Below are 23,528 nucleotides of genomic sequence, written 5' to 3'. Positions count from 1 at the left end.
TCAGCCCGCCTTCGGAAGGCGGACGGTCAGGCCATCCAGCGCATCCGTCATGACGATCTGACAGCCCAGACGGGATGTCTTTTCCAGACCGAACGCCAGATCGAGCATGTCTTCCTCGTCATCGGTCGGCTGGCTCAGCTTGGCAGCCCAGTCCGGATCGACGACCACATGGCACGTCGCGCAAGCCAGCGATCCTTCGCAGGCGCCTTCAAGATCGATGTCATGCTTGTGCGCGATTTCCAGCACCGACAGTCCGACAGGCGCGTCCACGTCACGACGGGTTCCATCACGCTCGATAAAGGTCATCTTGGGCATAGGTCGTCCGTTTTTCCGGTTTCAGTTGGGTTGGCACGTCCGTGCGGCTGCGATCAGAAGTTCGGCCGCACGGTCAATATCGGCCTTGGAGGTAGAGCGTCCGACCGACAGGCGCAAGCATTGCGACGCCTTCTGCGCAGAAAGTCCCATCGCCGTCAGCACATAGGAAGGCGCAATCTCCGCTGCCGTACAGGCCGATCCGGTCGAAGCGGCGACATCCGGACAGGCTTCCAATACGTCGAGCGCCCGGAGTCCCTCAGGCAGACAGATATTCAGCGCCCCCGCCAAACGCGGCACGGTGCGCCCGTTCAGGACAATCCCCGGCAGGCCGCCCTGAAGCTGCGCCCACAGATCATCCCGCAGCACCGCCTGCCGCACAGCTTCTTCAGCCATGCTCGCCGCAGCCAGCTCTACAGCCGCTCCAAACCCGACAACCAGCGGTGTCGGCAGCGTTCCGGAGCGGAACCCGCGCTCCTGCCCGCCCCCGGAAAAAAGCGGCTCCAGCCGGACACGCGGACGACGCCGGACATACAGAGCCCCGATCCCTTTCGGTCCGTACATCTTGTGCGCGGACACGGACGCCAGATCCACATCGCGCAACGACACCGGCATTTTCCCGGCCATCTGCGCCAGATCGACATGCATCAGCGCGCCCGCCGCCTTCACCAGCGCCGCAAGCTGCGGAATATCCTGCAACACGCCGGTCTCGTTGTTCGCGGCCATGATGCTCACGAGCAGTGTCGGCACCTTCAGCGCCTCTCGCAGAGCCTCAGGATCAACCCGCCCGTCGGAATCCACGCCGAGCACAACCGCCTCAAAGCCTTCAGCCGCCAGCGCCCGCACCGATTCCAGAACGCATTTATGCTCCGTTGCGACCGTGATGATCCGCCGTCGCGGATCGCCCAGCCGCATCAGATGCCGCGCCGCCCCCTTTATGGCGAGGTTGTTCGATTCCGTCGCACCGGACGTAAACACGATCTCCCGCGCTTCCGCGCCCAAAAGCCGCGCCACGCTCTCCCGCGCCCGCTCCACGACCTCCGCCGCCTTCCGCCCGGGCCCATGCACACTGTGCGGGTTGCCGAAATCTTCCCCGAACCACGGCAGCATGGCCTTCACAACCGCCGAATCGCATGGCGTTGTCGAAAGATAATCGAGATAGATCATGCCCGTTTCCCGATCATTTCCTTAAACGGCGCGCCATCGCCTCATACGCCTCACAAAACGCCTCAACCTGAGCTTCCTGCACATTCCAGGGAAGTGAAACACGGATGGCCTGCGACGCACCTTCCGCCTCCCCCATCGCCCGCAACACGTGCGAAGACGACACTTTCCCCGACGAGCAGGCCGACCCCGCAGAGACGCAGAATCCTGCCAGATCCAGCGTCATAAGCTGCACCTGCGCCGCCACACCGTCCAGAATCAGACAGCTCGTATTCGGCAGCCGCGCCACCGCTTCCCCGGCAACCCGCGCGCCAACAGTTTTCGCCACAGCTTCGACCCTGTCCCGAAGACGCTGCACCGAACCCCAGTCCTGCGCACGCGCCGCATCAAACGCCGCCGCCATACCCAGAATGGCCGGAAGCGCCTGCGTTCCGCCCCGGCGACCGCGCTCCTGACCGCCGCCCGCCACAAGCGCATCCATGGGCTCATCTTCCGCAAGCAGCAACGCGCCCGCCCCTTTCGGGCCACCCATCTTGTGCCCCGAAACCGCAACACTGCACCCACCCAGCGCGAACGGCACCCGTCCCGCGCTCTGCACAGCATCCACATGCAGATGCGCACCCGAGTCGCGACACACCGCCAGCACATCCTCCAGCGGCGAGAGCACCCCCGTCTCGTTATTGGTGGACATCACACAGACCAGTGCCGGACCACTCTCCCGCAGCCGTGCGCGAAGGTGTTCCACATCCAAAATTCCATCCTTGTTTACGGGCAGAATCTCAGCGTCCGGCGCAGCCTTGAGAACAGCATCATGTTCCGTAGCCCCAACAAAAATCCGACACCCCTGCCCGAAAGCGTGAACCGCCATCGCATCGGCTTCCGTCGCGCCGGACGTGAACACGCAAGCGCCGGAAATCCGCCCGAAACCCGCTGCCATCCGGCTGCGGGCGTCTTCAAGAAAGCGGCGGGCCTCGCGCCCTTCAGCATGAACCGAAGACGGGTTTCCAGACAGCATCATCCCCTCCAGCGCAGCGTCCCGCGCACAAGGGCGGAGCGGCTCGGTGGCATTGGCGTCCAGATAGGTCGTCGCGGGAACGGTTTTCAGCGCAGTCATCATGTTTTCCAGATTGGGCAAACAGGCGGAAATCGCAATGGCATGTCGATTTTGGTGGAAATCGGCTTTTGCGAATCGGTATACACAGCACCACCGGACGGCAGAGTTCCAATCCTGCCTGACACAGCGCGAGAGTATTATGCCTGAAGTGATGTTCGCCGGCCCAGACGGCCGGCTTGAGGGTCGTTACCACCACTCCAGCGAACCCAACGCTCCGCTCGCCCTGGTGCTGCACCCCCATCCGCTCCACGGCGGCACCATGAACAACCGCATCACCTACACGATGTATCGCAGCTTCGAGAAAATGGGCTTCTCGGTCATGCGCTACAATTCGCGTGGTGTCGGCCGCTCCCAGGGCCGTTATGACGGCGGTATTGGCGAAATTTCCGATGCGGCCGCAGCCCTTGACTGGATGCAGATGGTCAATCCGAACTCCAGCGAATTATGGATTTCGGGCTATTCCTTCGGCGCGTTCGTCGGCATGCAGCTTCTGATGCGTCGCCCTGAAATCAGCGGCTGGATCAGCGTGGCCCCCCCGGCCAACGACTACGATTTCGGCTTTCTGGCCCCCTGCCCGTGCGGCGGCCTCATGATCGCTGGCGGCAAGGACGAAATGGCTCCCGAGCCTGGCATCCGCAAGCTGGTAGACAAGCTGAACACCCAGAAGAATGTGACCGTCGACTACCGTATCTTCGACGACGCCGACCACATCTTTGCCAAACAGGCCGACCGCGTCGGCGAGGCTCTGGAAGACCACGTCAATACGATGCGTGGCCGCAAGGCACTGGCTCTGGCCGCAGACTGATCCGGGACAAACATCCCGACAGACACCTTCAAAAAGGCTCTCCTTCGCGGAGAGCCTTTTTGATTCCGGCTCCACAAATCCCTGTCAAACGCCGAAATTTCCGCTCCCGCGCCGGTCATGCTAGGGTCCGTGTCCCTTCTTTTCAGTAGCAGCGTAGCAAGATCGACCCATGCCAAAGAGTCCGTTCCTCCTCGAAGCCCAGGCCCGCGGCCTGATCTTCCAGTGCACCGACCTCGACGCCCTCGACGAGGCCCTGCTGGCCGGACCGATCACCGCCTATGTGGGTTTCGATCCGACAGCAGACTCTCTGCATGTCGGCAATGCGCTCTCCATCATGGCGCTGCGCCTGCTCCAGAAACACGGCCATCGCCCGATCGCCCTGATGGGTGGCGGTACGGCCAAAATCGGCGATCCGTCTTTCCGTGACGAGGCCCGGTCTCTGATTACGAACGAAACGATCGCGCACAACATCGCCGGGATCGAGAAATCCCTGCGCCAGTTCATCACCTTCAGCGATGAAGACCCGTCCAGCGGCGCCATTCTCGCGAACAACGCGGACTGGCTGGACAAGCTCTCCTACATCGATTTGCTACAGGATGTCGGCGCGCATTTCTCCATCAGCCGCATGCTCGCTTTCGACAGCGTGAAGCAACGTCTGGAGCGGGAACAAGGCCTGACATTCCTGGAGTTCAACTACTCCATCCTTCAATCCTACGATTTCCGCGAGCTGAACCGCCGCCACGGCGCCGTTCTCCAGATGGGCGGTTCGGACCAGTGGGGCAACATCGTCTCCGGCATTGATCTGGCCCGCCGGACGGACGGGAAACAGATCTTCGGTCTGACCACGCCGCTCGTCACCACGTCCTCGGGTGCGAAGATGGGCAAGTCCGCCAACGGCGCGACATGGGTCCGGGCCGAGCGTCTGCCCGCATTCGAATACTGGCAGTTCTGGCGCAACACGGAAGACGCCGATGTCGGTCGTTTCCTCAAGCTCTTCACGGATCTTCCCGTCGAGGAATGCGAACGTCTGGGCGCGCTCGAAGGCGCGGACATCAACGAGGCCAAGAAGATCCTCGCCACCGAAGCCACCGCCATCTGCCACGGTCGCGCCGCTGCCGAAGACGCCGCCGAAACGGCACGCCGCGTGTTCGAACAGGGTTCCACACAAGCTGCCCTGCCGGAAATCGACCTGCCCGCCACCCTGATCGCCGAAGGTCTGCCCGCATTCCGCGTCTTTCAGGAGGCCGGACTGGCCGCAAGTGGCGGAGAAGCCCGCCGCCTGATCCGCGGCGGTGGCGGTCGCGTCAACGACGTGGTAGTTTCGGACGAGAACCAGACCTTCACGCTCGACGACCTGCGCGACGGTGTTCTGAAAGTGTCGTCCGGCAAGAAGAAGCACATCCTGCTCCGTCCGGTCTGACATCCGTCATGACCGATGTCATCCGCGACTCCTGACACTGCACCCTGTTTTTTCTTCGCCGGAACGGGCATCCTCGCCGCAGGTTGCCCCCAACGGAGACGCAGCGCGGATGATGACGGAACGCAAAAACTGGCGTGGCCTGCTGACTGACTGCGCAGGTCTGGCCTTCGCCGCCGTCTGGGCCACACGCGGCGCACAGGCGGGCAAACTGCCCACAGCCTTGACCGTCGCACTCATCGCCATTCCGACCGTCCTTCTTATTCTTGGGTTCGCCCGCCGCGACCTCATCCTCCGACGCCCCGAAATCTCCGTTGACCCGAAACTGACGCGCCGTATCAAAATCTTACGTTTCGTAGGGATTTTTGCCGCCGCATCATGGACCCATTCCCATCACCGGCTGGACCTGTTCTATCCGATGCTCGGAGCCATCATCGGCCTGTCCTACGTCCCGCTGGGCCGCGCCCTGCAAGAACCGGTGCATGTGTTCATGGGCGGCGCCATCGTCCTGATTTCGGGCCTTTCCATGCTTCTGCCCGAACCGCACCATCTGGAAGTCGCAGGTTTCGGCACGGCCCTCGCCATATGGGTTGGCAGCGCGGTACGACTGTGGCGGTCCGGCCTGTTCCTGCCTGCCGAACCGGCCTCCATTACCCTCACCTGATGGCCGCAGATTCCCTCTCCCGCCATCTGGCGGATCGCAAAACGCCTTGGCCGCACTTCAACCACTATCTGGTGGCCTATCTGAGCTACCTGCTGTTTTATCCAGTTCCTTGGCTGCTGGGCTATCACCGCCCCACGCTGCCGGGCGTTCTGTTTTCGGCAGCGGCCATGCTGCTGTTCCTGCTGGTCTATTTCGCGCCCTACCGCAAAGACCGCTATTACGGCTATGGCGAAATCATCCTTACCGATCTGATCGGCCATGCCTGCGCATGGACGCACGGCGACTGGGAAGTCTACTGTATTTTCGCCGCCGGAATGTGCGCGCGCCTGCCCGAAAGGCGACAGTCCATCACGATGGTCATCCTGTTGCAGGTCGTGCTCATCATTTCCGGCCATTTCCGGCACAAAACCACGCTTGAAGTCATTCCCGGCGCCTTTTTCAGCATCATCACCTATATGGGCACGCTCGTGCAGTGGCAGCTCGGCATCCGTAATTTCGAACTGCGCGAAGCCCAGAACGAAATCCGTGCGCTCGCCACAACCGCCGAGCGCGAACGCATCGCCCGTGACCTGCATGATCTTCTGGGCCATTCCCTGACCGTCATTTCGGTCAAGGCCGAACTCTCCGAGCGTCTGTTCACGGCCGATCCGCACCGCGCTCGGCAGGAAATCAACGAAATCAGCCAGATCGCCCGCACGTCCCTGCGCGAAGTCCGCGAGGCTGTGTCCGGCATGAACGGGGCGTCTCTCCTGCGCGAACTGGAACGGGCCCGCAAAGCCCTGCACACGACAGGCATCACGCTCGTTCTCGAAGGCCGCGAGCCTCCTGCCGACGCCCCACCAAACAGTGTGCTCGCCCTCGCCCTGCGCGAAGCCGTTACGAACGTCATCCGCCACTCTGACGCCCGAACCTGCACCCTGACTTTCCTGTACGACGCCAGCGGACATATCCACACCTTCACCCTCGAAGACGACGGTCCGCTTCAAGCCGCGCAACCCGCCCGGACCATCATCGAAGGCAACGGTCTGCGCGGCATGCGCGCCAGATTGGCCGCCTCGGGCGGCACCCTGACCATCTCTCCCCGCCCCCGGGGTTTCACACTGACTGCGACGACCCTGCCATGATCCGCCTCATCCTTGCCGAAGACCAGACCATGCTCCTCGATGCCTTCGAGGCCCTGCTGCATCTTGAAGACGATATCCAGATCGTCGGACGCGCTACGGACGGACGCGAGGCGCTCGACCTGATCCGCGAGCACCGCCCGGACGTGGTCCTGACCGACATCGAAATGCCCCATGTCACGGGCATCGAACTTGCCGAGAAAATCCTTCAGGAAAATCTCCCCAGCCGCGTCATGATCGTGACGACCTTTGGACGCTCCGGCTATCTGCGCCGCGCGCTTCAGGCGGGAGTGCGCGGTTACATGCTCAAGGACGCCCCCATCACGCAGCTTGCCGCCGCCATCCGCAAAGTTGCCGCAGGGGGGCGGGCGATCGCACCCGATCTGGCCGAAGCCGTCTGGGACGCCCTGCCCGATCCGCTTTCCGAACGCGAACGCACCATGCTTCGGCTGGCCGAAGCCGGACGCACGAACCGTGAAATTGCGGAAGAACTGTCCCTGTCCTCAGGAACAGTCCGCAATTATTTCTCGGAAATCGTCCAGAAGCTGGACGCCCGGAACCGCATAGAAGCCGGCCGCATCGCCCGCGCGAACGGCTGGCTGTAAGCAGCCCGCCGTTTTATCAGGGCTGAAGCAGAACGCTCAGAGACCGCACGCCCTGGGCACCATGCACCAGCACACCCTCGATATCCGCCGTCGCTGACGGGCCGCTCTGGAACACGGCATAATGGGCTTGCAACCATTCCGGACGCTGATAGGCATTGTGCAGATTGTAAACGATCTGGGCGGGGTCCAGCAGGACGATCAGATGCTGCGGCAGAAAGCCCGTCGTGTTCACATGAAGCTGCTTTTCCGTAAAACACAGCGACCCGGTCTCCGCCACGCCAAACGCAGCGCGCAGAACAGCATATTCGACCGGCGCGATATCCGTGGGCTTGGTCTGGGGCGTGATTTTCATATCCCCCTCAAACTCCGGCACACAGGACACGACAGGCCCCGGCTTGACGATGGCCTGCCGCACGGGCGCCATCGGGTCAGCCGCATCGGTGATCAGCATTTTCCCGCCCATGCGCTCCAGAGACTTCTGGAACAGAGCCTTCAGATCGGCTGGGGCTGCCTGATCGAACAGCGGCACGACAGGCCGGGGACGTTCGCCCTGAATATGATTGTTCCGGATTGCGCCCAGAATGGCGTCGCGTGAGCCGCTCATGAGTTTTCTCCCTCGCCCTGCGACTTCCGGTTTCGGCGGTACCATTCATTGAACGTCTGTTTGGGCGTTTCGGGAATGTCGCGCTTGCGGCCCCAGGTATTGAGCTTGTTGTAGAGCATGAAATGCGGCAGGTGCCGCAACGCACTCCGCCCCAGAGGCAGGCTCGCGCGATAGACCACAGGCGATGCCAGAACCTCGCCCGCCGCCTTCATCATGACCTTCTTGACCGGAGAGATTTCCCCCTCGCCCGCCAGCGTCTTGCGCCAGTCCGCAATCTGTTCGTGAATATTGATCTTCACCGGACAGACATTGGTGCAGCTCCCGTTCATCGTCGAGGAGTATGGCAGGTTGCGGTATTTATGAACGTTGAAGGTCGGATCGATAATCAGTCCGATCGGCCCGGCATAGGTCGCGCCATAGCTCAGACCACCGCTGCGCCGGAAAACCGGGCAGGTGTTCATGCAGGCACCGCAGCGAATGCATTTCAGCCCCGGCCAGAACTTCTCCATCCCCAGCCGCTCGGAACGCCCGTTATCCACGAGCACGACGTGCATTTCGCCACCCTCACGCGGCCCGCGAAAATGCGACGTATACTGCGTAATTGGGGACCCCAGAGCGCTCCGCGACAGCAGCCGGATAAAGACCGGCAACTCGTTCAGGCCGGGAATGAGCTTCTCGATCCCGATGGACGCGATATGCAGCGGCGGCGTATTGGCGGACAGATCCGCGTTGCCCTCATTGGTGCAGACAACGAACGTTCCCGTTTCCGCCACCACGAAATTACCGCCCGTCATCCCTGCCTGCGCCGAGAGGATCAGCGGGCGCGTGGCCTCGCGCTGACATTCCGTCAGGTAGTGTGCATCGGCATTGTCAGGGTCGGAGCCGATCGTTTTGGCAAAAACACTGGCGACATCGGTGCGCAGCTTGTGCACGGCCGGAACGACGACATGGCTGGGCGCTTCATCATCCAACTGCTGGATGCGTTCGCCCAGATCCGTCTCGATAACCTCGACGTTATTGTGGGCCATGAACTCCCGGAAGCCACATTCTTCCGTTAGCATGGACTTGCTCTTGATCAGCCGTTCGACGCCCCTGCTCCGCAGGATTTCCAGAACAATGGCGTTATGCTCGGCCCCGTCCTTCGCCCAGTGAACCTTGATCCCGTTGGCCGTCGCGTTTTTCTCGAACAGTTCGAGATAGTAATCGAGCTTTGAAAGCGTGTGTTCCTTGATGCCAGAGGCGAGGTTACGGAGCTCTTCCCATTCCTCAATCCCATGCATTTCCTTGTCGCGTTTCTGGCGCAGATCCCACAGACGCGCGTCATGCATGGCCTCATGTTCGGTCGCGGCCATGAAGCGGTTCGCGGCTTCGGACTGGTCAACGGGCCGGTTGCCACGGATTTTCGCACCCCGCGGCTGGGGTTCCGAAATCCGGGACTTCAGAGGCCGGGACGAAGCGGCGCCGTGATCAAGCTGCTCGCCATGCGGGTCCGTCAGCTCTTCATGCAGTTCGGCGGTCATGCGCGTGCTCCGTTCAGGATCTGGGCGATGTGGATATATTTGAGGTTGGCACCCATCCGCCGCGCGCAGCCTTCCTGATGCATCATGCAGGAGCTATCAGACGACGTGACATATTCCGCCCCGGATTTGAGCTGGTCCGTGACCTTGTCCTGCCCCATTTTGGCCGACACACCTTCCTCGAACACCGAGAACGTCCCGCCAAAACCGCAGCATTCGTCAGGGCGCGTCAGATCGGCGAATTCAATGCCCTTGACCATTCCCAGCAGCGCCTTCGGCTTGGAAAAGGGCTCTTCCCGCCGCTCGCTCATGCTGGCGATCCGCAGGTTCCGCAGCGTGTTGCAGTTGTTGTGCAGGGCAACACGATGCGGAAACTCGGCCCAGGGGAATGCATCGACCTTGAGAACGTCGTGCAGGAACTCAACCAGTTCATAGGTGCGACTGCGGACATGTTTGACGGCATCGGTCTGTTCGATGGCCGTCATGTTGTTGCGCACCTGATTGGTGCAGCTTCCAGACGGCGTGACGATATAGTCGTATTTCCCGAAATTGCGGACGAACAGTTCTTCCGTCTTGGCGGCCTCGCGCTCACAGCCGGTATTGGTCATGGGCTGCCCACAGCATGTCTGATCGACAGGATATTCAACGGACAGTCCGAAACGCTCCAGCAGTTCCAGAGTCGCAATTCCTGTTTCGGGATGAAACATGTCCACATAACAGGGAACAAATAGACCGACCTTCATGGGAATACCTTTGCCTTCAATCAACGCGTGTGATCACAGTCTCATGAAAACAACATAAAAACAAAAGACAAGTTTACGGGAGAATCGAAGTCATCATAACCGGAGTATTTTAGTACTGATAGTAATACCAATATCTGATCGTGATTTGAAAAGATGATTTTCAAGTATTCATCGAAGAGAATTAGGAAAACAAAATAGTCTCAGGCTCTCTGACCGTCCAGAGTATGCCCGGACGCCGTCTGTTCCATCAGGGCCACGACATGCCGGAGAATACGACGCTCGTCATAAGTCTCCAGCGCCAGCCGTCTTGCGGCATTACCCATGGACTCTCTCAACGCCGCGTCCTGCACCAGAAGACGCAGGGCGCGGGCAAGCGGAGCAGAAAGACCCGGTTGCACCAGAAATCCGGTTGCCCCATCCACGATCTGCTCTCTCGGCCCGCGAACATCCGTCGCCACGACCGGCAGCCCCGTCAGCATCGCTTCGATGACCGACATGGGCAGACCTTCAAAATGGCTGGGCAACGCGAAAATATCCGCTGCCATCAGAAGCTCGGCCACATCCTCCCGATATCCAAGCATCCGCAGACGCGGCCCCAGACGCTCCCCTGCACGTTCGAACGGTGCCGTCAGATCCGCCCCGTGATCCGAAGGCAGGCGCTCGCCAACGACCCAGAGTTCGGCATCGGGAACATCTTCCATCGCCCGCAGCAACTCGGGATGCCCCTTGTGCCGCACCAGACGCGACACCACGATAACCACCGGTCGATCCTGCGGAACCCTAAGTTCCTCGCGTATCTTGGCCCGGACGGCCGGATCGGGATGAAAGCGTTCCGGGTCCCGGCCGTTGCCGATGGCAATAGGGTTGCGGTTCAGATGCAGCCGACGCGCATCCCGCGCTTCCTCGCGCGAAACGGTCATATACAGATCCGTCATGCGACCCGCTGCCCATTCCAGTATCAGGGACAGCATCCGACGGCGCCATGATCCCGGCTGGTTGAACAGAAAGCCGTGGCAGGTATAGGCCACGATCCGTACTCCACAGAGTCGGCCGGCAAACCGTGCCAGAATACCGCTAATGGGCATATGGCCATGCACCAGATCCGGCTTTTCACGCCGGATCAGGCGCAATAACGCAAGAAAAGCGCGATACTGGGCAACCGGCGACAGCGATCGCGCCATCGGAACGCCATGCACCGTAAAGCCCTCGGCCCGCACGGCCTTGAGATGGGCACCTTCGGCGCAGGCTCCCTGAACATCATGCCCGGCCTCGCGCAGTTCTCGCATCAGCGGCAGCAGAAACTGCCTGAGTGCAAAATCCACATTCGTGATTTCGAGGATCTTCACGTCGGCATCCTGAACACGAGACGGCTTATTCCGGAATACGTTCGAGCAGCCATGTCACGCTCTGATGGGTCCGTTTGACGGGCTTCTGCGCTGCGGGCTTTTCAGGCTCGGGGGCACTTTCGCCCTCAGACAGGGCAGCGACCTCGGCAACCGGCTGCGGCGTGATGATGATCTGGCGGCAGATTTCGCGTTTTCCACGCCCCAGATACACGTCGTTTTCCAGACGCACGACGCCATCACGCTGCCTGAAACGCCAGATCGTCCCGCCGACCTGAAGAATGATGTCCTCGTCATCCTGCGTCACCGTCACATCCGGGTGGATATGAAAACGGATGGCGAAATCAATGTTGCGTTCGCCGTCGATCAGTTCCTGCCCGCGCAGATCCTCGCCATCAGCACCGAAATACAGACGCCGCGTCCATTTCGCCCCCAGAGGCGCGTGATAACCGTCATGCGACAGGTCCAGCCAGTGCGCGTTTCCATCTGTCTGATGGTCGCAGGAGACAGTGACCGGACGGCGCGTCATGCCGCCATCAGGTCCGAAATCCGCCGACGACAGACCATCCGCGACGAGAACCGTATGGGCCGCACTGCTCCGCATGGCTTCACGCCACGCCCCGATCACGGCACTGCCGCAATTGACGAACAGACGGTGCCGCTGATGCGAGAATTCAAAAGACAGCGTTCCAGCGTGAGCGGTTGTATCGAACCCTGCCTGGGCGGGCGGTCCGCTATCGACAATCAGCAGCGATTTCCCGAGCGCCAGCCGCGTGAAGCGACCCTGCGGCATGGCAGGCGCGATCAGCTTCTGGCGCGATCCCTGCGCGAGAACATCCTCCACCGCCGCGCTGTGCCGTTCGTTCGCCCCATTAAAGACCGCAAGCCCTCCATCCCCGTGCCGCATGGCCCGCAGAACAGGACAGACCTTGTCCAAGGCACGGTCGATGAACGGCGGCACACTCGCATGGGCCGTGCGAAACATGACGGACATTTCCGCCAACTCACGCGCCACCAGAAACTGCGCCTCAGGACTACGCTCAATCACGGTCCCATCCGCGAGAACAAGGCGCTCCAACTCCGCCGGAAGATAGCGCAGAAAGCGCGACATGAATCCGGTCTGCTCCGGCATTGCCATCGCAGCAGCCAAAAGCCCACGGAAGGCCATCAACCCCCGCGCACCCTGCGGCGGCAGCGGCAGAAGGGCCGCAATGGTGCGCCCCTCCACCAGCATCCGCTCCATCAGACGCTGCTGAAGTCGCGGATCAGCGGATGCCAGACAGAACTCATGGTTCGACAGCCACGACGCCAGACGCGATCCCGTCACACAGGCATCACGGACCAGAGGATCTGTCGGCGGGTGCGCCAGCCAGTCACTAACGAGTCCGCGCGCAGTCAGGCGTGCCCTGTCGCTCCCGAGCGTCCTCAGGTCCCGCAGCCAGCCGAACCCATGCAGCCATTCCCGCGCTGGTTCGGGCCAGGGGCCCCGCTCCCAGTTGCCGCTGGGCAGGACATAATCGTGCCGGTCGAAACGGAACTTCCCGCCAATCAGGCGCGCCCCCTGCTCCGCATCCCCTTTCCAGGGATCACGGAACACATGCACCGGCCCTTCGGGGGCAGGCGCGCCAAACGGCAGACGGGCAAGAGAGAGACGCAGACCGCGAAGCCAGGGACTGCCTGTCATCCGGGCGTCTGTTCCACGAACGGTCCTTCAAGCGCCCGGATCGCCGCGTCCCGGTCTTCTTTTCCAAAAATCGCCGATCCTGCGACGAGCATGGTCGCACCGGCTTCGACAACGCGCGGCGCCGTCTGCGGGTCGATGCCGCCATCCACGGCAAGAATGATCTCACGACCGCTCTTGCGGATCATCTCCGCCAGCGTTCTGATTTTGGCAAGCTGGCTATCGAGGAAGCTCTGTCCGCCAAAACCCGGATTGACGGTCATGACGAGGATAATGTCCACCAGATCCATAACTTCCGACAACGCCACGGCAGGCGTCGCCGGACAGATCGCCACACCCGGACGACAGCCTAACGCGCGGATGGTCTGAAGCGAGCGGTGCAGATGGGGCGCGTTCTCGACATGGACCGTAATATGGTCGGCACCGGCTTTTGCCGTCGCTTCCAGATATGGATCGACCGGATCAATCATCAGATGCACGTCGAATTTCGCATCCGTATGCTTGCGCAATGCCGCAATCACCGGAGGGCCGAACGAGATGTTCGGCACGAAATGCCCGTCCATCACATCGAGATGGAGCCACGGCGCACGCGCAATGGAGGCAATCTCTTCCCCGAGGCGGGAAAAGTCAGCAGCCAGAAGGCTGGGGGCGACAATGATCGAAGAACGCTCAGTCATACACTCATGTATCGGCAAAGCCATCGCGCGACGCAAGCCACATCCGCATCGATGCGCATCTTCGTGAGGTTCATGTCTGCGTGTTCGCCACTTTGGAACCCCGGCCCGTCTGAAACGTCCTGATGCCCAAATCCGCCGATCTGCCCGGAGTGCCCCATGACCGATCGCCTTTCGCCTACCCTGCTCAGCCGCGACAGCTGGATCCGCCGCCCCTCGCACCGGGCCTGGCTGGAAATGCAGGGCCGTCGCCTTCTGGACTTCAGCAAAGGTGGATGCGTGGACGGAGGCTTCGCGGGACTGGATCTGGAAGGCACCCTCCCCGAAAATGCCAAACCCGAAGCCACCCTGACCGCACGCTGCGTCCATGCCTATGCCCTGGCCGAACTTCAGGGCCTGCCCGGAAGCGCACCGCTGGTCACACACGGCATTCACGCCCTGCGCACGCATTTCCGCGATGACGCCCATGGCGGCTGGCAGCATTTCGCGGACAAGGACAATGACCGCAAACAGGCTTACCTCCATGCGTTCGTTGCCCTTGCCGCCTCTTCCGCCGTCCTGATCGGGGCGGAAGGCGCAGGCGAACTGCTCAAAGACGCCACCCATCAGATCGACACCCATTTCTGGAGCGAAAGCGAAGGCGTCATGCTCGAGAGCTTCGCGCCGAACTGGTCGGATGAAGAAAACTATCGAGGCGCAAACAGCAACATGCACTCCACCGAAGCCTTCATGGCCTTGGCGGACGTCACCGGAGATGTGAAATGGCTGCACCGCGCCCGGCGCATCGTCACCCGCTTCGTGCACGAACTGGCCGCCGGGCAGGGTTTCGCCATGCCGGAGCATTTCGATCGCGACTGGACCCTCATGCGCGATTATCACAGCAACAAACCCAATGACGACCTGCGCCCCTATGGCATGACGCCGGGGCATTTCGTGGAATGGGCGCATCTGACCTTAAAGCTCGAAGCCGCCCTGCTCCGTCATGGACTGAAGGCCCCGGAATGGATGCTGCATGACGCGCAGGCGCTGTTCGAAACGGGCATGAAAACCGGCTGGAACGCCGATGGACGACCAGGAATGCTCTACACAATCAACTGGGAGCACGCTCCCCACAACCGCAGTCGCATCCACTGGGCTCAGGCCGAAGCGCTGACAGCCGCCGTCAACCTCTACAAGCGGACCGGAAACCCCCATTACGAGCACTGGTACCGCACGATCTGGGACTATATCGACACAACCCTGATCGACCGGGATTTCGGAAGCTGGTTCAACGAAGTCAGCCCCGAAGGCGAACCCACCGAAACGATCTACAAGGGCAAGGGCGACCTGTATCACGCTTATCAGTCCACACTGGCCCCCATGATGCCTCTGGCACCTTCTCTCGCCACAGCCATCGAACAGATCGGCGTTCCCTACTGAGTCAGCCGGGCGGCGCTTTCGTCAGCACATAAACCGGAAGCGCCACGGAATCCCGAAACAGATACCAAAGCTCCGCCAGCCGGAACCGTGACGGGGCTGCCCCCGACACCGGCGACACGCCTGCCCGGCCCAGCGCCCATTCTGCCCGCAGAATGTGAAACCACTGCGTGACCACGACCGCCCTCTGTGGATGCAGGCGCGCGACATGCAGGGCCGTCAGCCAGGTATTGTTCCCGTGCGAATCCACAATGATGGCGGCTTCCGGCACACCCCGCACCATCAACCAGTCCGCCATGATCCGGGCTTCGTCGCGACGATTGCCGCTCTCGATCGCACCACTCACCATGACAGTCCGCACAAGCCCAGCACGCCAGAGCCGCAGTCCTTCCTGCAACCGTTCCTGCAACGCTGGGCGGGGCTTGCCTTTCGCAGTCACCGCCGTCCCGAAAATAACCGCCATTTCAGACTGCTTCGGCACGGCTGAAAGCCCCCGAAACGCCACGAAGCCCATCCAGAGCAGAAACAGACCCGGGAGAACCGCACCAAACGTCAACCCGCTTACAACCCAGCGCCTCATCAGGACACCGTTTCCTTATCCGTCTGCGTACGGTGCAGATAAAGCAGCGCCACCCCTGCCGCCAGAATCCCCGACAAAGACCCCACACCCAGCGCCCAGCGCGGCCCCAGCGAATTGGCCACCATCCCCACCAGCGGCGCGCCCAGCGGTGAGGAGCCCGCAAAGACTGCAAAACGGATCGACACCACGCGTCCGCGCATGCCCGGATCGGTCGCAAGCTGCATGTAGCTGTTACTCACCGCCGTAAATGTCAGAGTCGACATCCCCGCCATGACCAGCGTGACCGCAAACGCCCAGTATCCCGGCGCAAGCGCCCCCAGCAGACAGGCCAGACTGAACACAATCGCCCCCTGCGGCAGCGCCGAGAACTTCATGGTTTTACGGCTGGCAGCGAACAGCGCGCCCGTAATCGTCCCCACCGCCATGGCTGAATTAAGCACCCCGTAACCATGCGCCCCGACGTGAAAGACACTGACAGCCATGGTCGAAATATAAATCGGGAAATTCAGTCCGAAGGCACCGAGCAGAAACAGCATGAACAGGATGGTCCGCAAATCATCGCGCTTCCAGACATACCGCACCCCCGACAGCAGATCCTGCTTTTCCTGATGCGCGCTTTCCGGCTTTCGGGCCGAAAGACGGTGCAGATCCTGCGTCCGCAGAGACAGGAGCGACATCAGCACGCCATAGAACGAAAACCCGTTCAGGATGAAGGACCATCCCGAACCGAGTTCCGCAATACAGAATCCGGCGACCGCAGGTCCGATCATGCGGCCTGCATTGTAAGACACGGAATTGAGCGCCACCGCATTCGGCAAGTCTTCCTCGCCCACGAGTTCACCGGCAAAAATCTGCCGGACCGGACTGTCAAACGCCGCCACACAACCGCTCAGAAAGGCGAACAGATCCACCTCCCACAACCGGACCATCCCCGTCACCACCAAAGCCCCGAGCGCGATGGCCAGTGTACCGAGAGCAGCCTGTGTCAGAAGCAGGAAGCGATGTTTCTCCACCCTGTCGGCGATTTTTCCGGTCCAGAAAATCAGCAGAAGGGGCGGCGCAAGCTGAAGCGCCGTGACAATCCCGACTGCCGTTGCGTCATGCCGTGTCAGTTCCGTCAGGACCAGCCAGTCCTGCGTCGTCATCTGCATCCAGGTTCCGATATTCGAAACCAGTGCCCCCATGGCCCAGACGCGGTAATTCCGCCGCCCCAGAGATCGGAAGGCCCCGCCCATCATGGGCAGGCCCCGTCATTCAGCGCAGAAAGAAAGAGCGGACTGACAACCATGGGCGTCAGTGTCGGGAATATCGGCTCCGATGTCGAGACATGTCAGGAAAATGCGTCTTTCACTTTCCTGAAAAGCCTCAGAAACCCGCCGGAGCCAGTTCACGGGGTATGGACCCCGGTCTCCTGCTTGCAGATTGTGACGGGCTGAAACGGAATTTGGACAGTTCGGCGAAAAGATCCTTCGCCTCGTTGCTTAGATTCCGGCAGGCCACATTGACCTCTTCCACCATCGCGGCATTGCGCTGGGTCATCTGGTCCATTTCGTTGATGGCCTTGTTGATCGTCTCAAGACTCTCGGCCTCACCCGTCGTGGAGCGGGAAATGTCTTCAAGCAGCAACGTGATGCCGTCCACATGCTCACTGATAACCTTCATCGAGCGGTCCGCATCCCCGACAAGCTGGACACCCTCTTCCACCTGTCGGCCCGAAGACGTGATGATGTTGCGGATATCCTGCGCCGATTTGGCCGAGCGCTGCGCAAGCGCCCGGATTTCCTTGGCCACAACGTCAAAACCCTGACCGGCCTCTCCCGCGCGGGCTGCTTCGATCCCGGCATTCAGCGACAGAAGATTGGTCTGGAACGCGATTTCCTCAATCAGGCCCAGAATGCTCTCGACCTGTCGTGACGACGTCCGGATTTCGCCCATAGCCCGGTTGGCCGAATGCATGATCTCCGAAACCACGACGGTCTGCCCCCGCGTTTCAAGAGCCGTTTCACGCGCCCTCACCGCAGAACGCGCCGTTTTGCCGACCGTCTGGGTAATGCTGTTAATGGAGGCGGCAGACTGAGCCAGGGTAATGGCCTGACGTTCCGTCCGTCCACTCAGTTCTGTTGAAGCGGAGGCTATTTCGACGGTTCCGTTAGCGATGACGGAAGTCGCATCGGAAATCTTGGCGATCGCCGTCCGATAGATCTGGATGAGCGTGTTGAAATTCTGCCGGAATTCCTCGAACCGGTCCTGAAAACTGTCGCCGAACATGAAGGTCAGATCACCTTCCTTCACAATCTCCAGCCCGGCACAAATGGTTCCGATCGTCTCATCCTGCACACGGCGAATCCGCTCGCTGCGGCCGGACAGTTCCTTCTGGATCTGCGCCGCATCGCGCGCTTCTTCCGCCGAATTTTCCTGAAGGGCCAACTGCTTCTGACTGTTCTCCCGGAACAACTGGAGAGAGCGTGCCAGCCGCCCCGCACAGTCATGGTGATGAAGGCACGGAATGGTGATGTTGAGAGCACCAGCCGCGACCTTCTCCGTTGCCGCCGTAATCTGCTCGAACGGTACGGCAATCACATGAATGGCGAACCGGGCGATCAGAAGTGTCAGTGCGACCTGAAACAGCAGCCCCATGCACTGCGACAGCATCTGTTCATGCTGGTAATGAACAAACAGACGATCGCAAAGCTGTTCGGCAGCAAAATGTACTACGGCGATCAGAACAAGAAGCGCAAACAGCACCTTGATTTTCTGCCGGACATAGGCCGTTTTTTCAATCCAGTTGAGCATGATCGCCTTTATTGACCTCAGGTCTCACGCCCCGTTCAGGCACTGGCGTGATGTTTTTTGAAAACTATACATGTCGTTATTAATAAAGAATGAAGAATACTCTCGAAATTGTTTGCAACACTTCCCCTGCACGGCCCTGACAGAATCTGCTCATATTGACAATTTTCCGTCCCCGGAGGATTGCTGACGTTTCACCGTGGGGAGCCCCGACAAGGGGCTGAGATTCTGCTGGCATGACGCTTGTCCGTCATAGGGCGCAGTGACCCATTGAACCTGATCCAGTTCACACTGGCGGAGGGATGGTGGTCGCTGCCTGCCGGACGCATTTTCACGAACCCGCCAGCCAGCAGCTTGAACCCTTCCTGCCAGCGCTGAACTTCCATTGCTTGCAGGCGAGGCGTTTTCCATCATGGCCCACGGACACCCCGGAGACTCTGCTACGTCTCGCCTGCGGTATCATCGCATCCTGCCCGCCCTGATCGGCACCACGGTCTGCCTGTCCGTCGCCCACGCGGCCGATACGAGCAAACCGCCAACGCATCACACAGCACCCGCCCCTTCAGCCGCGACTGCACCGCGCCCGGCACCAGCCGAACATATTGTCGTTCACCGGCTTGCGGACAGCGCCCCCGGAAACCAGCCGGGAGGCGGCCTGATCCATCTGCAGGACGGCGTGAAATCCGTCAGTACGGTCAGTCAGGATTTCATTTCCAAACAGGCCCCGATGGCCACGGCCTTTCAGCTCGCATCCATGCTGCCCGGCGCCAATGTGTCATCGTCCGACCCGATGGGATTTTCTCCCAATACCGACATCACTGTACGCGGACTCGATAACAGCGCCATCGGTTATGTGCTCGAAGGCATGCCGCTGAACGACGTCGCCGCCTATTCCGGCACGCCTAGCCAGTTCGCAGACAGTGAGAACTATCAGGAAATCGCCCTGTCGCAGGGCTCGGCCGATCTGGACAGCCCGGTCCTGAACGCCGCCGGGGGCCTGATGAACCTGACCTTCCGCGACCCCGCCAAAAAAGCAGGTGGAGACGCCAGCGTGTCTTACGGATCCTACAACACCAACCGCGAATTCATCCGCCTCGACACCGGCGACATCGCCCATACCGGCATCCGTGGCTTCGTCTCCTACTCCCACGGCGCGACCGACAACTGGCGCGGACCGGGACGCGACGAAAAGCAGCATGTCGATTTCAAATTTCTCAAGGAATGGGGACAAGGCAACCGCGCCAGCCTTATCGGCACTTTCAACACAACCATCACAAGCTGGTATCCCGAACCCACGATGGACACATGGAAATCGGACGGGATCAAAGGCCAGAACAACCTGCTGGCCCATTATGACAGCAGCAATCCGGAAAACGGCGCGAATTACTGGCGCCTGTGGCGGGACGGAGAGCGCACGCTTTACGGCGGCGCGCCGGTTCATCTGACCCTGACCGATCATCTGACGCTGGACGTCACACCCTACGCGCAGCTTGCCTATGGCAACTGGCCGGGCGGAAGCACCCTGTCCGAAACAGGACTTTATCAGGGCACACAGGCCCTGTCGGACACGCTGAACCTTCCCGGCGCACAGGACGGCGTGGGCGTAGTCCGCGCAGATTACACCCAGCGCAGCTACCGCTCGGGCTTTACCAGCGCGCTGCACTACAAAACCGGCTGGAACGATTTCGTCCTCGGATACTGGTACGATTACGGTGACGACAACGAGCAACAGCCCTTCACGGCCGTTCAGACCAATGGCTATGCCCCGGACATCTGGGCGCAAAACGGCCGCGACGTGATCCGCCTGTCCAACGGCGAACGCCTTCTGGGCGGCAGCTTTCACACCATTTCCCAGACCAACGCGCTGTTCATCGGCGACCACATGTCTCTGCTGCATGACCATCTGGCCATAGACCTCGGGTTCAAGGCCGTCATGATGAGCCGCGATGGCACGAACAGCATGCCAGGCCCGCAATACCATGTCGGCTCCAACAGCATGGAGCCCCTGCCCCGCCTCGGCGTGCGCTGGCGCATTGACGCGGAAAACCAGATCTTCTTCAACGCCACGACCAATTTCCGCGCCCCGGACCAGAGCGCGCTGTACAACACCTATGACCCCTCTTCGGGCGAAATGTACGGAACCGGATCGGCCGATGTCCGCAACGAATATTCCATTTCCGAAGAGCTGGGATACCGCCGCACGGGACGCTGGATCATCGGCAGCCTGACGCTGTTCAACTACAACTTCACCAACCGCCAGATCTCCACACAGGCTGTCCAGAACGGCTCCGTCGTCAGTACGACGATGAATGCGGGTGGCCAGACATCACGCGGCGTGGACGTGGAAATCGGTCTGCGCCCCTGGCATCATTTCAGCCCCTATGTCTCGGGCGAGTACCTGCATGCCACGATCGACAACGACCTAATGTCGGGCGGCGACCTGCTGCGCACTCGTGGCCGCATCGCCGTGCGCAGCCCGACGCTTCAGGCCGCGGCCGGGCTGAGCTACGATGACGGGCATATCTTCGGTGTCGCCACCGTGCATTACACCGGCCACCAGTACGCAACCTTCATGAATGACGAGCGCGTCTCGGATCACACGACCGGCGATCTCGCCATCGGCTACCGCTTTTCGGACCATATCCATCTGCATCAACCGACCCTGCGGATGAACTTCATCAACATCACGAACGAACACTATCTTTCCGGCGTGGCAAGCCCGACCATGAATGCGAAAGACACGACCGGCGTGTATGGTACCACCATTGCCGGAAGTGCCCCGAGCTACTTCATCGGTGGCGGGTTTGCGGCCCTGTTCACCGCTTCGACGGGGTTCTGAGCATGGCGGAGGCTTCCGGACAGTTCGGCGTCAATGGTCCCGAAAGCAGACGGGACTGGCCCGCCCTGTCGGACGCCGAAGCCCGCGATGTCCTGTCCCGTTTTCCGCTTCCTTCACCCGCAAGACAGGTCATTTGGCACGGACGACGCCCCTTTTCCTCCACCGGCGTTGTTTTGCTGGAGGATGGAAGCCGCGTTTTCCTCAAACGCCACGACCATTGCCTGCGCGATGCAACAGCCCTTGCGGAAGAACACCGCTTCATCACACATCTGGCTGAACAGGGCGTGCCGGTCGGCCAGACATGGCGCACCAAAAGCGGGGATGCCGCACTCGATCTCAACGGATCGGCCTACGAAGTCTTTTCCATTATGCCCGGCCATGATCTGTACGAGACCGTGCAATCCTGGGAACCGTTCCACAACGCCCGACACGCCTTTTCCGGCGGGCAGCGTCTGGGCCAGCTTCACGCGGCTTCCAGAAGCTTCGACGCCCCTGCGCGCCCTTCCCGCCGCCCGCTTCTCTCCACCTTCGAGGTCATCACATCCCCCGACCTCATGACCGGGCTGGACCGCTGGCTCCCCCATCAGGCCGGGCTTGCCGAAGCCCTGACACACCACCGCTGGCGCGACGATCTCCCGCAGGCCCTCCTGCCCTTTCATGAAAAGCTGAAACCGCATCTCGGCACAATCCAGCCCCGCTGGGGTCATGGCGACTGGCACCCCTCAAACCTGTTTTGGACCGGCACCGGACCGGAAGCGCAGGTCTGCGGCATTCTTGATTTTGGCATGTCGGACCGCACCTGTGCCGCCTACGATCTCGCTGTCGCCATCGAGCGTACCGCCATCGCGTGGCTCGATCCCGAAAACAACTGTCCTGTCAGTCCCGACTGCCTCGAAGCCTTCCTGTCAGGCTATCGGACACGCTACGCCCTTTCGGCAGAAGAGCGCCGCCTGGTGCCGCTTTTCCTGCCGCTCGTTCACGTCGAATATGCCCTGTCCGAAGTCGCGTATTACGAAACACTCGTTCACGACAGAGCCGGGGTAAAAGCCGCCTATACGGACTATCTTCTGGGCCACGCCCACTGGTTCTCGTCCCCCACAGGCCAGCAGTTCCTGTACAAGCTGACGCATCTTCTCCAGACGGCGCCATGTCCCTGATCGAAATTCTGGGCGCCGTCCTCAGCGCGCTGGCCGTCTGGCTGACATCGCAGCGCAGCATGATCTGCTGGCCCGTGTCTCTGGCCGCGGCAGGGCTGTATTCCTGGATTTTCCTTCACGCTAGGCTGTACGCCGATGCCGGGCTTCAGATCGCATTCTGTCTGTATGTCGTCTACGGCTGGCAGCACTGGCGCCAGATGGCGAAACCGGATGGCCGCATCCACGTCCGCCGCCCGACACGCCCCACGCTTCTGAAAGGGCTACTCTGCGGTGCGGCGGGAAGTGCTGTCTGGGCGTTCGTCCTTGCCCGCTTCACCAACGATCCCACGCCCATCATGGACGCCACCCTCACAGCCTACAGCATTCTCGCCCAGTACTGGGACACCATGCGCTATCGTGAAACCTGGCTGTTATGGATCGTGGTAGACAGCGCCTATGTCGCCCTGTTCATCAGCCGCGGCCTTTATCCGACAGCCCTGCTCTATGCCGGTTTTGTCGTGCTGGCAGCAAACGGGTACCGACTCTGGAAACCCGAAATTTCTGCCGGGGCGGCATCCGGTCCGCACTCCTGAATGAAAAAAAGCCGCCCTGAATTTTCAGAGCGGCTCTTATCAAGACAGCATTCAGTCGACCGGTTCATCCTCCGGCAGAGGCTGGATCTGACGCAGCTTGCCGTAGCGGTCGTAATAAAAGACCGACGTTCCCCGCCGTTCGGCATAACCGTCCGGCTGACCGTCCTTCGTCTGGAACAGCAGCCGGAAGGCATCCGGCTGCTCGATCACCTTGTCCCCCGGCGGGCGATACCGATACCGGCTGAAATCGGCATGGCTCTTGGGCAGCGACGAGTTGTGATACAGGTCGTGCATGCTCGGCTTTTTAGGACCGTCATCCGCATCCTGCGCCACGGCCGTACCAAGGGCCACGCCTGACACGGCAAGAACGGCCAGTACTGGGACAATCAACCTGCGCATGATGCTCTCCG

The 23,528-nt window shown here is 61.1% G+C and carries 22 protein-coding genes and 1 riboswitch; of the genes, 9 read left to right on the top strand and 13 right to left on the bottom strand.

Features of this window, described 5'->3' with window-relative positions:
- Genes JK213_RS05120 through JK213_RS05110 form a run of 3 tightly spaced genes read right to left on the bottom strand, consistent with a single transcriptional unit; the run spans window position 1 to window position 2,593 of the window.
- A complete protein-coding gene (locus JK213_RS05120; protein ID WP_194261281.1) occupies window positions 1–315 on the bottom strand; it encodes a ferredoxin family 2Fe-2S iron-sulfur cluster binding protein in 315 nt (104 codons plus the stop codon).
- A gap of 21 nt (window positions 316–336) precedes the next feature.
- Entirely contained in the window at window positions 337–1,479 is a 1,143-nt protein-coding gene (locus tag JK213_RS05115) for a cysteine desulfurase family protein (protein WP_194261280.1), read from the bottom strand.
- Window positions 1,480–1,492: 13 nt separating this feature from the next.
- Window positions 1,493–2,593, bottom strand: coding sequence for a cysteine desulfurase family protein (locus JK213_RS05110; protein ID WP_228125308.1), 1,101 nt, complete (start codon window positions 2,591–2,593; stop codon window positions 1,493–1,495).
- Between the two features lie 136 nt (window positions 2,594–2,729).
- Between JK213_RS05110 and JK213_RS05105 the strand changes: the two genes are divergently transcribed.
- From JK213_RS05105 to JK213_RS05085, 5 genes are all read left to right on the top strand, one after another.
- Window positions 2,730–3,395 (top strand): alpha/beta hydrolase, encoded by a 666-nt coding sequence (locus JK213_RS05105; RefSeq protein WP_194261353.1) that lies wholly within the window; start codon window positions 2,730–2,732, stop codon window positions 3,393–3,395.
- Window positions 3,396–3,564: 169 nt separating this feature from the next.
- Window positions 3,565–4,815 carry a tyrosine--tRNA ligase gene (tyrS, locus tag JK213_RS05100; protein WP_194261279.1) on the top strand — a complete coding sequence of 417 codons (1,251 nt, stop codon included), beginning with the start codon at window positions 3,565–3,567 and terminating at the stop codon, window positions 4,813–4,815.
- A gap of 109 nt (window positions 4,816–4,924) precedes the next feature.
- A complete protein-coding gene (locus JK213_RS05095) occupies window positions 4,925–5,476 on the top strand; it encodes a hypothetical protein (protein WP_194261278.1) in 552 nt (183 codons plus the stop codon).
- A complete protein-coding gene (locus JK213_RS05090) occupies window positions 5,476–6,600 on the top strand; it encodes a sensor histidine kinase (RefSeq protein WP_194261277.1) in 1,125 nt (374 codons plus the stop codon). Before JK213_RS05095 ends, JK213_RS05090 begins: the two co-directional genes overlap by 1 nt.
- Complete coding sequence (locus JK213_RS05085; RefSeq protein WP_062028613.1) at window positions 6,597–7,202, top strand: response regulator transcription factor; 606 nt, start codon at window positions 6,597–6,599, stop codon at window positions 7,200–7,202. The genes JK213_RS05090 and JK213_RS05085 overlap by 4 nt, the downstream gene beginning before the upstream one ends.
- 16 nt (window positions 7,203–7,218) lie before the next feature.
- On the opposite strand, the gene JK213_RS05080 is transcribed toward JK213_RS05085, so the two are convergent.
- The 6 genes from JK213_RS05080 to rpe all read right to left on the bottom strand — a co-directional run bounded on the left by JK213_RS05080 (window position 7,219) and on the right by rpe (window position 13,767).
- Window positions 7,219–7,806 carry an LUD domain-containing protein gene (locus JK213_RS05080; RefSeq protein ID WP_194261276.1) on the bottom strand — a complete coding sequence of 196 codons (588 nt, stop codon included), beginning with the start codon at window positions 7,804–7,806 and terminating at the stop codon, window positions 7,219–7,221.
- Entirely contained in the window at window positions 7,803–9,326 is a 1,524-nt protein-coding gene (locus JK213_RS05075) for a lactate utilization protein B (protein ID WP_194261275.1), read from the bottom strand. Before JK213_RS05075 ends, JK213_RS05080 begins: the two co-directional genes overlap by 4 nt.
- On the bottom strand, window positions 9,323–10,066 hold the full coding sequence (locus JK213_RS05070) for a (Fe-S)-binding protein (RefSeq protein ID WP_099285848.1): 744 nt from the start codon (window positions 10,064–10,066) through the stop codon (window positions 9,323–9,325). Before JK213_RS05070 ends, JK213_RS05075 begins: the two co-directional genes overlap by 4 nt.
- 200 nt (window positions 10,067–10,266) lie before the next feature.
- Window positions 10,267–11,412, bottom strand: a complete 1,146-nt coding sequence (locus tag JK213_RS05065) for a glycosyltransferase family 4 protein (RefSeq protein ID WP_194261274.1) — start codon at window positions 11,410–11,412, stop codon at window positions 10,267–10,269.
- Between the two features lie 25 nt (window positions 11,413–11,437).
- A complete protein-coding gene (locus JK213_RS05060) occupies window positions 11,438–13,093 on the bottom strand; it encodes a heparinase II/III family protein (protein ID WP_194261273.1) in 1,656 nt (551 codons plus the stop codon).
- The gene (gene rpe, locus JK213_RS05055) at window positions 13,090–13,767 is read right to left on the bottom strand and encodes a ribulose-phosphate 3-epimerase (RefSeq protein WP_194261272.1); all 678 of its coding nucleotides are present in this window, start codon (window positions 13,765–13,767) and stop codon (window positions 13,090–13,092) included. The genes JK213_RS05060 and rpe overlap by 4 nt, the downstream gene beginning before the upstream one ends.
- Window positions 13,768–13,923: 156 nt before the next feature.
- Here rpe and JK213_RS05050 point away from each other — a divergent pair, with 156 nt between their 5' ends.
- The gene (locus JK213_RS05050) at window positions 13,924–15,183 is read left to right on the top strand and encodes an AGE family epimerase/isomerase (protein WP_194261271.1); all 1,260 of its coding nucleotides are present in this window, start codon (window positions 13,924–13,926) and stop codon (window positions 15,181–15,183) included.
- Between the two features lies 1 nt (window position 15,184).
- Here JK213_RS05050 and JK213_RS05045 read toward each other — a convergent pair whose 3' ends face one another.
- From JK213_RS05045 to JK213_RS05035, 3 genes are all read right to left on the bottom strand, one after another.
- Window positions 15,185–15,760, bottom strand: a complete 576-nt coding sequence (locus JK213_RS05045; protein WP_194261270.1) for a YdcF family protein — start codon at window positions 15,758–15,760, stop codon at window positions 15,185–15,187.
- Window positions 15,760–16,998, bottom strand: a complete 1,239-nt coding sequence (locus JK213_RS05040) for an MFS transporter (protein WP_194261269.1) — start codon at window positions 16,996–16,998, stop codon at window positions 15,760–15,762. Before JK213_RS05040 ends, JK213_RS05045 begins: the two co-directional genes overlap by 1 nt.
- 127 nt (window positions 16,999–17,125) lie before the next feature.
- The gene (locus tag JK213_RS05035; protein WP_194261268.1) at window positions 17,126–18,553 is read right to left on the bottom strand and encodes a methyl-accepting chemotaxis protein; all 1,428 of its coding nucleotides are present in this window, start codon (window positions 18,551–18,553) and stop codon (window positions 17,126–17,128) included.
- Window positions 18,554–18,740: 187 nt separating this feature from the next.
- Window positions 18,741–18,870: riboswitch (TPP riboswitch) on the top strand.
- A gap of 92 nt (window positions 18,871–18,962) precedes the next feature.
- Here JK213_RS05035 and JK213_RS05030 point away from each other — a divergent pair.
- The 3 genes from JK213_RS05030 to pnuC are packed head-to-tail and all read left to right on the top strand — an operon-like array spanning window position 18,963 to window position 23,118.
- Window positions 18,963–21,389: a TonB-dependent receptor gene (locus tag JK213_RS05030; RefSeq protein ID WP_194261267.1), complete on the top strand. Its 2,427-nt coding sequence runs from the start codon at window positions 18,963–18,965 to the stop codon at window positions 21,387–21,389.
- A gap of 2 nt (window positions 21,390–21,391) precedes the next feature.
- Window positions 21,392–22,546, top strand: coding sequence for a phosphotransferase enzyme family protein (locus tag JK213_RS05025; protein ID WP_194261266.1), 1,155 nt, complete (start codon window positions 21,392–21,394; stop codon window positions 22,544–22,546).
- On the top strand, window positions 22,537–23,118 hold the full coding sequence (gene pnuC / locus JK213_RS05020; RefSeq protein WP_194261265.1) for a nicotinamide riboside transporter PnuC: 582 nt from the start codon (window positions 22,537–22,539) through the stop codon (window positions 23,116–23,118). Before JK213_RS05025 ends, pnuC begins: the two co-directional genes overlap by 10 nt.
- A gap of 51 nt (window positions 23,119–23,169) precedes the next feature.
- On the opposite strand, the gene JK213_RS05015 is transcribed toward pnuC, so the two are convergent.
- Window positions 23,170–23,517, bottom strand: a complete 348-nt coding sequence (locus JK213_RS05015) for a hypothetical protein (RefSeq protein WP_194261264.1) — start codon at window positions 23,515–23,517, stop codon at window positions 23,170–23,172.
- Between the last annotated feature and the right edge of the window lie 11 nt (window positions 23,518–23,528).

The organism is Gluconobacter sp. Dm-44 (genome assembly GCF_018256175.1).
Classification (GTDB): domain Bacteria; phylum Pseudomonadota; class Alphaproteobacteria; order Acetobacterales; family Acetobacteraceae; genus Gluconobacter; species Gluconobacter cadivus.
Note: the sequence above shows the minus strand (reverse complement) of the source record. Positions and strands in the feature narration are given on the sequence as shown.